The 14,201-nt window shown below is 40.9% G+C and carries 17 protein-coding genes; 8 read left to right on the top strand and 9 right to left on the bottom strand.

The genetic code is table 11. The annotated features are described in order from the left end of the window. Nucleotides 1-44: 44 nt before the first annotated feature. The 6 genes from C6Y06_RS07010 to ggt form a co-directional block, all read right to left on the bottom strand. Entirely contained in the window at nt 45-1,076 is a 1,032-nt protein-coding gene (locus C6Y06_RS07010; protein ID WP_106031538.1) for an alcohol dehydrogenase catalytic domain-containing protein, read from the bottom strand. After that, nucleotides 1,073-1,519: a hypothetical protein gene (locus C6Y06_RS07005; RefSeq protein WP_003211419.1), complete on the bottom strand. Its 447-nt coding sequence runs from the start codon at nt 1,517-1,519 to the stop codon at nt 1,073-1,075. The genes C6Y06_RS07010 and C6Y06_RS07005 overlap by 4 nt, the downstream gene beginning before the upstream one ends. Before the next feature lie 61 nt (nt 1,520-1,580). Then, nucleotides 1,581-1,859, bottom strand: coding sequence for a PTS sugar transporter subunit IIB (locus C6Y06_RS07000; RefSeq protein ID WP_003212259.1), 279 nt, complete (start codon nt 1,857-1,859; stop codon nt 1,581-1,583). 19 nt (nt 1,860-1,878) lie between these two features. Then, nucleotides 1,879-3,252 carry a PTS galactitol transporter subunit IIC gene (locus C6Y06_RS06995; RefSeq protein ID WP_060596069.1) on the bottom strand — a complete coding sequence of 458 codons (1,374 nt, stop codon included), beginning with the start codon at nt 3,250-3,252 and terminating at the stop codon, nt 1,879-1,881. 54 nt (nt 3,253-3,306) lie between these two features. Beyond that, entirely contained in the window at nt 3,307-3,774 is a 468-nt protein-coding gene (locus C6Y06_RS06990; protein WP_060596068.1) for a PTS sugar transporter subunit IIA, read from the bottom strand. A 490-nt stretch (nt 3,775-4,264) separates the two neighbouring features. Next, a complete protein-coding gene (gene ggt / locus C6Y06_RS06985; RefSeq protein ID WP_106036719.1) occupies nt 4,265-6,016 on the bottom strand; it encodes a gamma-glutamyltransferase in 1,752 nt (583 codons plus the stop codon). 227 nt (nt 6,017-6,243) lie between these two features. Here ggt and C6Y06_RS06980 point away from each other — a divergent pair, with 227 nt between their 5' ends. The 5 genes from C6Y06_RS06980 to C6Y06_RS06960 all read left to right on the top strand — a co-directional run bounded on the left by C6Y06_RS06980 (nt 6,244) and on the right by C6Y06_RS06960 (nt 9,602). Continuing rightward, a complete protein-coding gene (locus tag C6Y06_RS06980) occupies nt 6,244-6,702 on the top strand; it encodes an ASCH domain-containing protein (protein WP_106031535.1) in 459 nt (152 codons plus the stop codon). A 206-nt stretch (nt 6,703-6,908) separates the two neighbouring features. Next, nucleotides 6,909-7,526, top strand: coding sequence for a DUF47 domain-containing protein (locus C6Y06_RS06975; protein WP_003212390.1), 618 nt, complete (start codon nt 6,909-6,911; stop codon nt 7,524-7,526). Between the two features lie 15 nt (nt 7,527-7,541). Beyond that, the gene (locus tag C6Y06_RS06970) at nt 7,542-8,540 is read left to right on the top strand and encodes an inorganic phosphate transporter (RefSeq protein WP_034663089.1); all 999 of its coding nucleotides are present in this window, start codon (nt 7,542-7,544) and stop codon (nt 8,538-8,540) included. Nucleotides 8,541-8,686: 146 nt separating this feature from the next. Continuing rightward, entirely contained in the window at nt 8,687-9,457 is a 771-nt protein-coding gene (locus tag C6Y06_RS06965; RefSeq protein ID WP_106036718.1) for a type II toxin-antitoxin system SpoIISA family toxin, read from the top strand. Continuing rightward, a complete protein-coding gene (locus tag C6Y06_RS06960) occupies nt 9,426-9,602 on the top strand; it encodes a type II toxin-antitoxin system SpoIISB family antitoxin (RefSeq protein ID WP_080869520.1) in 177 nt (58 codons plus the stop codon). Before C6Y06_RS06965 ends, C6Y06_RS06960 begins: the two co-directional genes overlap by 32 nt. Nucleotides 9,603-9,822: 220 nt before the next feature. On the opposite strand, the gene C6Y06_RS06955 is transcribed toward C6Y06_RS06960, so the two are convergent. Continuing rightward, entirely contained in the window at nt 9,823-10,722 is a 900-nt protein-coding gene (locus C6Y06_RS06955) for an N-acetylmuramoyl-L-alanine amidase (protein ID WP_106036717.1), read from the bottom strand. A 310-nt stretch (nt 10,723-11,032) separates the two neighbouring features. Here C6Y06_RS06955 and C6Y06_RS06950 point away from each other — a divergent pair, with 310 nt between their 5' ends. Then, a complete protein-coding gene (locus C6Y06_RS06950) occupies nt 11,033-11,581 on the top strand; it encodes an ImmA/IrrE family metallo-endopeptidase (protein WP_060596065.1) in 549 nt (182 codons plus the stop codon). A gap of 24 nt (nt 11,582-11,605) precedes the next feature. On the opposite strand, the gene C6Y06_RS06945 is transcribed toward C6Y06_RS06950, so the two are convergent. Next, the gene (locus C6Y06_RS06945; protein ID WP_034663100.1) at nt 11,606-12,229 is read right to left on the bottom strand and encodes a poly-gamma-glutamate hydrolase family protein; all 624 of its coding nucleotides are present in this window, start codon (nt 12,227-12,229) and stop codon (nt 11,606-11,608) included. A 247-nt stretch (nt 12,230-12,476) separates the two neighbouring features. On the opposite strand from C6Y06_RS06945, the gene C6Y06_RS06940 reads away from it, so the two are divergent. Then, nucleotides 12,477-12,848 (top strand): DUF5412 domain-containing protein, encoded by a 372-nt coding sequence (locus C6Y06_RS06940; protein ID WP_034663103.1) that lies wholly within the window; start codon nt 12,477-12,479, stop codon nt 12,846-12,848. A 36-nt stretch (nt 12,849-12,884) separates the two neighbouring features. On the opposite strand, the gene C6Y06_RS06935 is transcribed toward C6Y06_RS06940, so the two are convergent. After that, a complete protein-coding gene (locus C6Y06_RS06935; RefSeq protein WP_106036716.1) occupies nt 12,885-13,709 on the bottom strand; it encodes a methyl-accepting chemotaxis protein in 825 nt (274 codons plus the stop codon). Nucleotides 13,710-14,040: 331 nt separating this feature from the next. Here C6Y06_RS06935 and C6Y06_RS06930 point away from each other — a divergent pair, with 331 nt between their 5' ends. Further along, complete coding sequence (locus C6Y06_RS06930) at nt 14,041-14,178, top strand: hypothetical protein (RefSeq protein WP_189288326.1); 138 nt, start codon at nt 14,041-14,043, stop codon at nt 14,176-14,178. Nucleotides 14,179-14,201 lie beyond the last annotated feature (23 nt).

Genomic DNA, 14,201 nt, shown 5'->3' with positions numbered 1-14,201 from the left:
CCTTTTCTAAAGAACTTCTCTTTCTCTTCCAATCTCCCATGTTCTCATTCATCTGGATACATCATGATTTTGACACTTTCTCCTTCAGGGTGCCTTGCACATTCTATCGCTTGAAGCAGCTGACTTAACGGATAACGGTGCGTCACCATATTTTCTGTGTTGACTACTTTTGCCCTTAGAAGCTCAAGGGCTTCACGATAGTGATAAGGATGCGAGGAATAGGCTCCTACGACTTTCACTTCATCATGGAAAAACCGATCAGCCGGAATGGAGACGTCTCCCTTTGGAAAATGAGCAAACACTAAAATCGTTCCACCTCTCGCTACCGCTTGAAACGCTTCTTTTAAAAGTGCACTGCTCCCAACAGATATCATGACGAGGTCTGCTCCCTTTCCATTTGTTTCTCTCATGACCCGGTCTTCCACCGGCTCAGAGGCTGGATGAAAAGCAACATCTGCACCTAAATTTCTCGCTTGCAGCAGCCGGTTCTCATTCACATCCGTTATCATCACTTTTCCAGCCAAGTAATGTTTGGCGAGCTGTAGTTGGATACAGCCAATTTGCCCTGCTCCAAGGATCAGCACAGAATCTCCTGGATGAACAGGTGCTCGTTCAAACCCGTGGAGACAGCAGGCGACTGGCTCCACCATTGCCCCTTGCTCATATGAGACGTCCTTCGGGAGCTTGCCCATTGTGTGCTTGACATGCAATGCAGGTACGCGGATATACTCTGAAAACCCGCCCGGCTCTACATTAGTGGCCGCAAACTGCGGACACATTGTATAAAATCCCTTTTGACAAAAGTCACAGGTAAAGCAAGGCACATGGTGCGCAACATAAACCCTGTCTCCCGTTCGGATATTTGTCACATGCTTTCCGGTTTCAACAATATCACCAGCGATTTCGTGCCCTAGCACCGTTCCAGAGGGTACCGTCTCATGTGTTGCCTTGTAAATATCCGTGCCGCATAAGCCGCAGGCACGCATTCTTAATAGCACTTCATCATCACCAATCGCAGGCCGGTTCCGCTCCTCATACCGAATGTTCTCTGAAGAATAAAAGACAGCTGATTTCATGTAGCTGCATCCTCCTTTTCATCACCCTTCGCAAAATCCTGCAACGTTTGCACAAGCTGCTTGTACTCACTCATCTCACTGGATATCCAGTAACGTCCTCCGAATATGCGCGATGGGCCCACCCTGACATAGACTTTCCCGATATGAGGATACGGCTTGATAAAAAGCTTTCCTTTAATATCAGAGACCGCATATGTGTGCCATCTGCCAAAAGCTCCGATTTTCAGCTTATCTTCACTAATGATGACGTTTGTCGGCTGGTTCAGTCCAGTAATACTAGAAAGCATGAGGATAGGCAGCGTATAAACGCCTAACACAGCTAACGGCTCAGGTCCTGCTGACATTAACGTATAAAGAGACCAGAGGAAAAACAGACAGATGAGCACGGCTGGAAGAAAAATAGACAACACTGCAGACGTTCGGCTATAAGCATGATGCTGCATGAGACGTCCTCCTTTCAGGTAAATGGAAGGAGCCGCGAAAGCTCCTCAATGGAATGAGTGTTTACTTAATATGATCTATGATTTTTTCAATATCATCTTCAATGCCAAATCCGGTTAAAAAGGATAATGTTTGAATCACAGGCGTTCCTTTTGTGTCACTCACTGGCGTGGTCGTCACGATTAAATCGGCGCCCTCCGCTTTTTGCGGGACTTCAGATGCCTTACACTGTTCCACCACGACATCATATCCTTTTTCCTTTAACGTCTCTTCGACCTTCTTTGCAACAACCGTCGATGTGGCAACTGCCGTTCCGCATGAAACCAATATTTTCTTTGCCATGAGAATCCCTCCAGCTCGTTTATTGTTCTTTCTGATCTAAGCCCATTTCTTTCGCATACTGCTTTTTAATATCATTTCGCACCCAGTACCATAGAAGCGCATAAGCCAGAGCACAGATGATGGCTGCAATAAAGTACGGGTTGCTCGGATCAAGAAGTCTCACCATGATCCAAGGAATGACGTGGGAACCAAGGTCAATACCTGAAATCATGTTGGCCCCTTCTGGGAAATCAAAGCCGACTGCTTTCCCCATTGTTGTCGCAAGCGGTGCGAGATTCGTTGCGATAAAGAAGACAATCATCAATGTAAAAATGCTGTTAATAAGACCGCGAATAATATTTCCACGAGCGGCTGCTACTGCCCAAACAACTGTAAATGGAAGAACCGATAAGTCTGCAAACGGGAGCATGCCATTGTAAGGCAGAACGACAGCAAGTAAAATCGTAATCGGCACCATGAGAAGGGCTACCGCCATATTCGCCGGATGACCAATCACAATCGCTGTATCTAAACCAATATAGACATTTTTCCCAGGGAAACGCTTTTGAATATAAGAACGAGCGCCCTCAGAGATTGGAATAAGACCTTCCATTAATAACGCAACCATTCTTGGCATTAGTACAAGAACTGCTGCCATTTGAATACCAAGCGTCATGACGCCTTTCGCATCATAGCCGCCTAGAAGACCAATAATGATACCAAGTATGAGACCCATCACAAGCGGTTCGCCAAAAATGCCAAAACGTTTCTTCAATGTTTCTGGATCAGCATGAATTTTGTTTAAGCCAGGGATCTTGTCAATGATACGGTTGGACGCATACATAAGCGGCGCGAAGTTGACCGTTTCAGCATGAGCCATCGATACGCCTTTTAATCCAAAATGGTGTTCGATTGTCGGTGCCGTCCAATCGGCTAATTTAAGCGTGATAGCAGAGACGATTAAACCAACAGCAAGGGCCAAGAACATATTATGATAAGCGTAGTAAGTCACGGAGGCTGCGAAAATCAAATGCCAGAAGTTCCAAATATCCACATTCAGCGTTTTCGTAAAGTTAACGGACAATAAGATGACATTTAACAAAAGCACAAGAGGAATCATCAAAGGGGCAACGGGTGTACCAAAGGATATAGCAGCTCCAATCGGCCATCCAACATCCAAAATATCGAGCTTTAGCCCAAGGGAATTAACCATGGCTTTTGCTGCTGGCCCAAGGCCGCTCACAAGCAAATTAATGACAAGGTTGACGCCGACAAATCCAATTCCGATCGTAATACCGGCTCGGAAGGATTTCTTAAAGCCTTGCCTTAAAATCATACCGAAAATCGTCATAATAATCGGAAGCATAATAGTTGGCCCAAGGTCTAATATAAAATCGACAACTTGCTTGATCATACATCCACCTCCTGGATTTCTCAAATAAAGCGCTTACATTATTTTTGTGAAAGGCTATTGGTTTAATTCTTGCTCAAGCACGGCAACCGCTTCTTCATACGATGTCATGTGAGACAGCCTCGTCATCACCTCTTCTTTTCTAAAAAGTGTCATGAGCTTCTCTAACATCACGAGCTGCTTACTAGGTTCAGAGATTGCTAGGACGAACACAATTTTGGCTAGCACAGTTTCATCAGGGCTCCCCATCTTGTGAAAGATAACAGGTTCCTTTAAAGTGGCTACACTAATCGCAGGTTTGTTCACATGCTCAGGATCTGTATGTGGAATCGCTACCCCAAAGGTCGCAAGTGGAAGGCCCGTAGGATATGTTTTTTCTCTTTCAAGTACCGCTGGTAAAAAGCTCGACTTAATATATCCTCCCGCTTCTAATCGCTCCGCTAAATATGTGGTCACCTCCTCTCTCGAAGATGCATCGTACTGCAGCTTGATCAGCTGTTCATCTAACTCAAACAAGTTGTTCAAACAACCACCCCTTTCATTTGGCATAAATATGAACACATGTAACAAAAAGAAAGAACATTTTGGAATAGAACCTTTTATAAAGCGCTTACAAATATAATTACCGAAAAATGTTCAATGTTGTTACCTTTGTAAAGATATTATAATATTCTAAATTATAAGTCAATGTTCCTAGGAAAAATTTTATAAAAAAAGATGCAGTCTTTTTTGCATCTTTCTTCAACTATGCTCTACTTCTTATTAAATGTGACTTCCTCTCTCTAAAAGCTCATGTACTTGCTCTTTGATGTCAGCAACAACCTTGTCATTCATACGCAAAAAAGGCCCTTAGCCATTGAAATACATCACAGTCCTGTACTTCAAATGGCCAAGAGCCTTCGGTTGTCTGATCAGCTATGTATGATTCAAACTATTCTCAGTTTTCTACTGTTTTCCTTATATTTAGACAAAAAAGAAACGCCATAAGAGGCGCTTCTTTTCCCGGGAAATGTTCTTATTGGGCAGAGAGCTTTAAATTGACGCCAACAGCAGTCCCGTTTCTCGAGGAGTCAGCCACTCCAGTAAAGGTTCCTGCTTTTCGATCAATGAGTAGAGCTTGAACATTTCCTATATCAATAGGCGAGTTGCCAAAACGATGCCCCATATCATTAAGCTTTGTTCTCACATCGAGAGGGACACCTACTTCATAACGATAAGAAGTTGGGCTGTTTGTATAAATCCTTGGTTCTTCAACTGCATCCTGAAGCTCCATGTCATATTCAAGCAAATTCAATATGGTTTGTGAAACAGAAGCAATGATGGTCGTTCCTCCCGGTGAACCTACTGTCATGACAGGCTCGTTATCTTTGAATATGATGGTCGGTGTCATACTGGATAATGGACGTTTATTCGGCTGAACTTCATTTGCTCCGCCAGGTCTTGCATCAAAATCTGTTAGTTCATTGTTTAAGAAAAATCCATATTCCGGGACGAGAATCCCTGTACCAAATAACTGTTCAATGGTTGTTGTGAATGACACAACATTTCCCCACTGATCGGCAACAGTAAAATGTGTGGTCTCACCAATGGTTTTATCTTCTGGCTGCGGGACAATAGGGGATGGGGTTTTTTCATCCTCATACGCCCATGGATCTCCTTCTTTCGGGTTACGATTCATTTGATCTAATTCAATAAGAGAGGCTCTTTCTGAAATGTAATCATCGTCTAATAGTCCTTTTAGTGGAACATCTACGAATTCGGGGTCGCCGGCATATGCAGCACGGTCAGCATAGGAGAGATGCATCGTTTCAGCAAGCAGCTGATATTTTTCGAATGATTTGGGGTCATATTGAGATAGGTTAAAGTGATCAAGTATTTTGAGCATTTGCAGCATAAACACCCCGCCTGAGCTTGGTGGAGGCATACTTGCAAGCTGATATCCTTTATAGTCTCCCCAGATAGGCTTGTCAGTCTTGACCTCATAACGATCAATGTCATCAGTTGTCATCGTTCCGCCAAAATCTTGGACTGTATTTGCAAGTGCCTTTGCTACTTTTCCTTCATAAAATGCTTTGCTTCCTTTTTTCGCAATGAGCTTAAATGTTTTTGCAAGACCTGGCTGAACTAGGAGGTCCCCTTCTTTGAGCGGCTGATCATCTGGAAGAAAGATTGGCGCTGCGGCCGTTTTTTTCAATTTTCCTTGATGATCATCAATGGCTTTTGCCAGGACAGAATCGATTTCAAATCCATCCTCTGCAAGCTGAATGGAAGGCTTAATCAATTCCTTCATCGAGCGGGTCCCCCACTTATCTAATGCCGCCTCAAGACCTTTTACAGTCCCTGGAACACCAACAGCATTACCGTGTGTGGATCGCTCAGCGAACGGGATGACTTCCCCCTCATCTGTTAAAAACATGTCTGGTGTTGCGCCTTGTGGTGCTCTTTCTCGACTATTGATGATGGATGTTTCTTTAGTCTTCCCATCATAAACCATCATAAATCCTCCGCCGCCAATTCCAGACATCATTGGCTCTGTCACATTCAGTGCGTACTGGATGGCAACAGCAGCGTCAACAGCGTTTCCACCTTTCTTTAATACATCTGCACCCACTTCTGATGCGAGCGGATGGGCAGTAGCCACCATGCCATCCTTCCCAACAGCTACTTTATTCCCATGAGTTTCGTTTGCAGTGACCTGACTGACAGGCAGAAAAAACGAGAAAACCAACAGACATATGGACAAAATAGTTAGAGAAATGCGTTTCATACACAACACCCCTTCCATATTCTTACTTTGACCTTACCGACTTCTTGACCAGAATACAATAGATTATTCTAAAATTTCTAAATTTTTCATTCTATCATCCTATATTCATCAAATATAAAGCGGATTTTCAAAACATATGACATACTTACTCAGTAGGGATAAAGACACTATACTTCCATGTATTTGATTTCACGGTATAATAAACACATCACAAAGGGGGAAGAATGATGAATCAGAAAAGCACCTTATTTTGGGAAACATATTGGGAAGAAAAATCAGAAAGTGCACCAATTGACGCGTCTGTTTCCGCTTGGGCATTTGGAGCAGACCCAGATCAATTGCTTGACCTTGTTCTGCAAGGGAAAAAAACAGCGACTTGTTCTGGACACCTTTTTTACGAAAAGGAACAGGAGCCGCTTCCAAAGGCAGGACAATATGCGGTCATTTTGGACAGCCATGACGAACCAAAAGCCATCATAGAGATCACGCATGTAGATGTCATGCCAATGAATGAGGTTCCAGAATCATTTGCACAAGCAGAAGGTGAAGGCGATCTTTCATATAACTATTGGTACAGAGCCCATCAAGAATTTTTTACAGAAGCACTCAAACCGTACGGATTAGAATTCAAAGAAGACATGCTCCTTGTTTGCGAGCGATTTAAACTTATTTATTCAGCTTCTTAAGCTTTAAGCGGCGCCAAAAATGGACCGCTTTTTTCATTTCTTTTCTCCTTTCTGAAAAAGGTGTGTTGAGAACACATCTTTAGGTCAGAATAAGATCAAATAGAAAAAGTGAAGAAATTTTCGACTACACCTGTTTTTTTTCGACAAAAGAATATATAATTATTTGATGTGTGCATTGTCTCATTTATACAATGGAGGGTTTTTACATGTTAAAAAGGAAAAAAGACAAGTTTTCCGTCTTGTTAACGGAAATTGCTAAAAATTTAGATGAAACTGCTGAGTATTTTGTTAGCTATAAAGTAACAAATCAAACCACTCTGAAAGAATTTTCTGACACATTGAAGGAATATGAGACAAAAGGTGATAATCATGTTCATACTATGATTAAAGAGCTGAACAAAGCCTTTATTACACCGATTGAACGTGAAGACATTCTTCAATTGACGAATAGCCTCGACGATGTTTTAGATGGAATTGAGCATTTTTCAGCGACAATGGAAATTTATTCAATGACAAGCTCTGACGAACATATCGACAAATTCAGCCACTACATCAGAGAATGTGCAAAGGAAATTTTAATTACAATCGATTTACTGGCTGAAAATCGCTTAAAAGATATTCAACCACACGCAATCAAAATCAAAGAGATCGAGCATAATTGTGACAATCTTTATCGTAAATCACTAAAGAACTTGTTTGGAAAAGAAACTGATCCAATCAAGGTCATTCAATACAAAGAAATTTACGAAACACTTGAAGAAATCGCTGATTCCTGTCAAAGTGTTGCCAACAATCTAGAAACAATCATTATGAAGAATGCGTAACGGGGTTAGTTAAACATGGACACATTACTCATCCTTACCATATTTATTGTCATTTGTGCACTTGCTTTTGATTTCATCAACGGATTTCACGATACAGCAAATGCCATTGCCACTTCGGTTTCAACAAAGGCGTTAAAGCCTAGACATGCTATTATTATGGCAGCGTTCATGAACTTCTTAGGAGCAATGACATTTACAGGTGTGGCAAAGTCCATCACAAAAGACATCGCAGATCCTTTTACACTTCAAAACGGTTCTGTTGTCATTTTGGCTGCTTTAATTGCGGCCATTACTTGGAACTTGCTTACTTGGTATTACGGGATTCCGAGTAGTTCTTCACATGCACTGATCGGATCAATTGCAGGAGCTGTTATTGCCTCTGCTGGTTTTGGCGCTTTAAACTATTCGGGATTCATTAAAATCATTCAAGCACTATTGCTTTCACCTATCCTAGCTTTCGTATTGGGATATATCGTGTATACCATTATCAAATTTGTATTCAGAAACAACAATCTCGCAAAAACAAATAAACAATTCCGACGTGTTCAAATTTTAACTGCTGCACTGCAATCGTATACCCACGGAACAAACGATGCGCAAAAAGCGATGGGAATTATTACGATGGCTTTAATTGCAGGTAATTTGCATACAACAGACGACATTCCTTTCTGGGTACAATTCTCTTGTGCGCTTGCAATGGGACTAGGTACTTCTATTGGCGGCTGGAAGATTATTAAAACAGTCGGCGGTAAAATTATGAAAATTCGTCCAGTAAACGGAGTATCTGCCGATTTAACGGGTGCAGCGATTATCTTCGGTGCGACATTTATTCACTTACCTGTTAGTACCACTCACGTGATCTCATCTTCTATTCTAGGTGTAGGTTCTGCACACAGAGTAAAAGGAGTAAACTGGGGTACGGCAAAACGCATGCTTGTCACTTGGGTGATCACATTACCGATTTCAGGAACTCTAGGGGCTCTTATATACTTTGTGTTAAATGCGATTATCTAATATCAAAGACCTGTCTGACAGGTCTTTTTTTATTTGCCCGCACACTTCAACACCTTGTTCCTACAAGCCATTTTTTCATGAAGCAGGGTTTCCAATCATATCCATAGAAATAAATAAGTATCCATCTGTCTATGGGAGAGAAGAACATGCTATTATTTTTTCAATTGACCGTGTGGTTATTGCTAGGTGCCCTTGCTGTATATGTATTTGCCGTATGGCGTTTTGAACAAAAAGTAAAAGAAAAGATGTTTGCCATTCGAAAAACGTGGTATTGGATTTATGTAGCTGGTGCTGTTGTGTACTGGACAAATGACCCTTCTTCAATCTTCACCGATTGGATGCACTACTTGATTATTGCTGTTTTTTTTGCATTAACCGATGCATTCATCTTTCTCAGCTCCTATATTAAAAAACTCGGAAATCACGAACTAGAAACCGACACCCACCAACTCCTAGAACAAAATAACGATCTACTTCATTCTTACCTCAACAAACTAAAAACGTACCAATACCTATTGAAAAACGAACCGATCCATGTATATTATGGAAGTGTAGAGGCATATATAGAGGGAATTGAACGGCTCATTTATTCTTTTGCCGACAAGATGAATATTCAAGCGGTTCTTTGTCCATACGATACGCAGGAACAAAAAGATGACCTGCTGCGGACACTTGACCAGCGAGCTCTTATTCAGGCGAAGCTTGACAGGCAGGAAGTCTATTACGATGATTTCGGCAAATTGGTGCTCATCCCGTTTTCTGTAGCAGATGATCACTTCGTCATTAAGCTTACCTCTGATGACATTGTCACTGAGTTCGACTATTTATTAATGACGTCACTTACAACAATTTATGACCTAATCTTGCCTGACGAAGAGGAAGGTGATGAAGATGGACCACGCACTTCAAGGGAATAACAACAATCGCAAGAAAAACCCTTTTAAGATTTTAAAGAAAAAGCACCATATCAGTATGGCGGATTACAAAGTAAGCCCCCATACAGAGCGTATTTTCAAAAAGAATGAACAGCTCTTGGATGAGTATAAAAATAAAAGGGCTTGATTACACTAAAGGACGCGGAACAAAATCCGCGTCCTGCTTCCATTTTTACATAGACTTGCATACAATAATCTATACGTTGCAACGATTGAGGTGCCAATAAATGAAAAAGAAAATCAAACAATTGAGATATGTTCAGTTTGCTGAATATAAGTCGTCGCCTTATATGCGTCGATTAAATGAGCAAAGTGAAGCAGTCATCCAATCATACAAACAGAAACACTCACTTACTTAACAGCTTCAGAAGTTTTTCCTTCGTTTTAGGTCCGTATACCCCATCACTTGTCAGACCATTTACCAGCTGAAAACGCGCTACGGCGTTCGCCGTTTTTTCTCCGTAAACTCCGTCTATTCCTTTATTTGCAGCTGCTTTATCAGGATAAAAATAAACAGTAGCAAGCGCCTGTTGGACGAGGCGTACGTGCTCTCCCTTTGTCAATGGAGACGTCACCTTTAAAACCCCATCTGGCAGCTCATACGTGCTCTTTGCATCGTTACGATAAATTTTGAGAACCTGTCCAATTTGAATCTTATTCGGATCACTAATGTCATTCCACTTCTGTAAATCTTGAACTGTGACCCCATGAGCTTTCGCAATACTCGTTAACGTATCTCCGCTTTTCACGACATACGTGATGACCGGCTCCGGATCTTCTGCCGTTTCAATCCCTTTTTTAAATTCATCCCATGTAGAAAGAAGCTGGCGTGGACATGCTTTTCCAGACCAGTACTGATGTGTGACCACGTTTGCTAGCGGAATGTGATGTTCTTTTAATAGCTTTTGAATAAGCCATTGTGCATGTTTGACCGCTTGCTGAAAATTTCCATCTTCATTCTCACAAATTTCAATTCCGATCGACTTCCGGTTACCATTCCCATGTCCATCCCCTGCATGCCAGCCATTTTCATTTAACGGCAGATGCTGAAAGATTTCATGATCATCCACTGTAAAATGCCAGCTCACCTCTGTCGCTGGGCGTTTTACATAGGCCGCATGACTTTTCGCATCCGCTCCCTTTGACGTGTTTGCTGTGTTATGCACCGTCACATACTCTGGTGTCATCGCATATCCTGGGCGGTTTCCGTTTCCAACTGGAATAAAATCTTGATAAATTTGTACCATGTTCTGCACTCCCTTTTGCTAGATTGAATTGATCTTTCTCATCAATCGGTGGCGTTCGTAAGACAATACTTGTTTGTTTTCATGAGAAGACTATGGTAAAATTTGAATTCAATCACTCTTTTTAGTAGTGGAAAGTGCAAAAATACAGAAAAAAACAGGAATTACTTCCATTTTTCCTTGAATTTATGTTAAAATTGTTAAAAATAAGCCGATATAAAAAGTAAGTAATAGCTCAATTAGCTATTTAGTCCTATATGGGCTTTTCTTTTACGCCAAAAATAGAACATACGTTTGTATGGAGGTTTTTTAAATGACTGGTTTTTTAACCCATTTAGAAGAAGATATTAAGCGGTTATATGCTCAATTACAAATAAGCGGTCCCGCTTATAGAGAGATGCAAAGGATCGCTTCTGAATTTCATGTATGGGTCCACTACGAGGAGACTGGCAGCATGATGATCCAACATCAAGGTCTTTACAGTATTATATTAAACAGATCCCTATCACCTGAAGAACAATGGCAGGATTTTGCCCACGAGCTTTGTCATGTGCTAAAGCATACAGGCAATCATTTCAAAATGAACAAACTTTTTCGAGAACTGCAGGAGTTTCAGGCAAAACAATTCATGTATCACTTTTGTGTTCCAACCTTTATGCTGCTGCAAATGAAGCTTCCAACCCTTCGGCAGCAAGCCATTTTGCATATTGCTCAAACGTTTCACGTCACCAGAGCTTTTGCTGAAAAGCGGCTTGCCTTATTCGAACAGCGAAAAGCAGGCATTCGCTTTCAACAGGAGTTTACGTCTTATTTAATGAAAGCAGAAAAGGTCGCAGAAAAAGAAGCTGTTTATCAAACGTAAATCATCACATAAAACGATAATAGTTTATTCATAAAGGGCTAATACTTGTTTGAGTACATTTGTGTACCGATAAAATTGTTCAGTTTGTGTATCACGCCGGTAGCGACGCCTAAAGTCTTGAAAAAATGCTCTTCTTTGCGCCTGACTAATTTCAAGTTGTACACTTTTTCCCGTCAGACATTGGTTATTAATATTATCAGGATGTGTTCCAGAAAAACGATCAGATTCAGATAGAAGCAATGCGTGAAAGCCATTTAGCGTTAAACGTTTCACAGTTTCTGCCGCTCTTTCTCTGTCCGTACCTCCCACTAACGTTTGAAGCACCTCTGTTTCTCCGTAACCATGGAGTGCAAACGTATAATGATGGGTATGCACCTGTGAAAGGCAAACCGGCTCATCAAAACGTGTACTTGTAATATGAAGAACATGATTGCCTTTTACTTTAAGGCCTTCAAATAAATACATAGAATAATCACTAGATATTTCATGAATGAGCTCACTCACGCCGGATTCAATTCCTCCGGCATGAGGCGACAAAACCAGAAGCTGGTCACCTTTCCGCTCGTGAAGAATTCGATAATCAATTCCTATTCTTTCATGAGCGGAAAGCTCTTCATAACTTTGATACGTATCGATGATTTGTCTCATGTCATCTGCCCCATTTCTCTATATGAGCATAAGTCTACTGATCCCTTATTCTTTTGTAAAGAGGTTTCGAATCAAATACACCACTTGAATTCTTCCTTAAATTTTCCTTACATTTACGGCTTTCTGTTGAATTTTGAGAAAAAATGACCGATAATTGAAACGAATAGAACTTTTGGACTATATGAATCTTTTTGTATTCTCTCTCATAAATTAGAAATATTGTGATCTACATCTGGAGGAATTTTTCATGTTAAAAAAGAAAACCACCCTCATCCTTATCATCTTACTCCTTAGCTTCGCTGGCATTATTTATTGGAAATGCTTCTCTCTTCAAGGCGTGTCTCACGGAACATTCATCCGCTCGATGTCATCACCTGACGGAATGTACATCATCAACACCTATCAGCATAGCGGAGGAAAGCTAAAGGAAAACGCAGTTAGAGCAGAAATTGAAAACAAACTGACCCACCGTAAGAAGACGATTTACTGGAAATACCCTGACAAAGACCCTCTCATCAAATGGAAAAACGGACAGCTTGTTCAAATTGGACATGAGTTTTTAAATGTGGTGAAGGGCGACACGTATGATTATCGCTTTGATCAGAACAAGAGAAAATAGCGCATCAAAAAGACGAATCCCTCTTGGATTCGTTTTTTAAGTTGACATCACATGCTGCATGAATTCTTTCATTTCTTTACTTACGATCGTCAATCGTTCCACAATTTCGCTAAACTCCGTCACAAGTAAAGCCTGTTCAGATGAAGAACCTTTCATATGGCCCATACTCTCAAGTAATGTATGTATATTGGAGGAAATCCCTTGCAATGAGCTTTCGATGTTTTCTGTTGCACGTGAAGTTTCACTTGAAAGCTTTTGAACCTCACTTGCTACAACACTAAAACCAGCTCCCTCTTTTCCTGCCCTGGCCGCTTCAATTGACGCATTCAATCCTAGCAAACTCGTTTGTTTCGAGATGCCTTTAATCATTTTTGTAATATCGGCTGTTTGTTTCGAGCTTTCAAGTGTTTGCTGCGTTTGTAAGGTCATCTCCTCACTTGTAGCAGAAAGCTCCTCTGAATGTGCCGCCACCACGTGCACCTTTTCTTGAATACTTTGAATGATGTCATTTAATGACTCCATATATGCTTCAAGCTCTATTTGATTTTTGAGCGGAAATCCTAAAGCGAGGGCACCAATCACTTGCCCATTTTCATCATAAATTGGCAATCCCATTGCATTTAATGGTACTCCATACACTGATTCAGGTACAAACATACTTGATGTCTCACCTCTCAGCGCTTTTTTCATATTCAGATCATCTGCTTTAATATGTTCACCAGCTCGAATTTGAAAATCAACATCTTTCGATGGCAAATACAGCAAAAATTTCTCTCGGTCAATGATACCCATCGTCACTTCATTTTTTAAAATCTGCATCATATAAGGTGCTGCTGTCACAATACTCTGTAGTATATCCAATTTCTCTACCCCCTTATGTTATTTATCGGTAGTCCTTCTTAAAATAATAGTTATTTTTTAAAAATAATGATGATGTTTAAAGTTATTTCTCATATGTACGAGTAAAAAGAAGGAGATTCCCTCTCTATATTCAACAAAACGCAAATTTGCTATAATTTAAGCATCAACATATGATGAAATGGTCATGTAATCATTTTGTATATTCATTGGAGGCGCATGTTGTGAGACAACCTATGACATATGAGCAGGCGATCGCCATTGGCGGCGGTATGACGGGAATGCTCGCTGCAAAAGTTTTATCAATGTTATCAACTTAGAACAGCTGCATGACATGATTCAATCCGACGCCTCTGGAGAAACTGCTGAATGGTGGAGTCAGTGGGATAAAGAGGATGATGAAGACAATCGAGCTTTTTTCCATGAAGCGGTTCCTGACTTTCGTTTGCAGCACTTACTTTCATTAGATTGAAACAAAAAAAGCCCCTTCATGGG

The organism is Bacillus sp. MZGC1, assembly GCF_002998605.1.
GTDB lineage: Bacteria > Bacillota > Bacilli > Bacillales > Bacillaceae > Bacillus.
The sequence above is the reverse complement of the archived record's forward strand: the minus strand, read 5'-3'. Positions and strand labels throughout refer to the sequence as shown.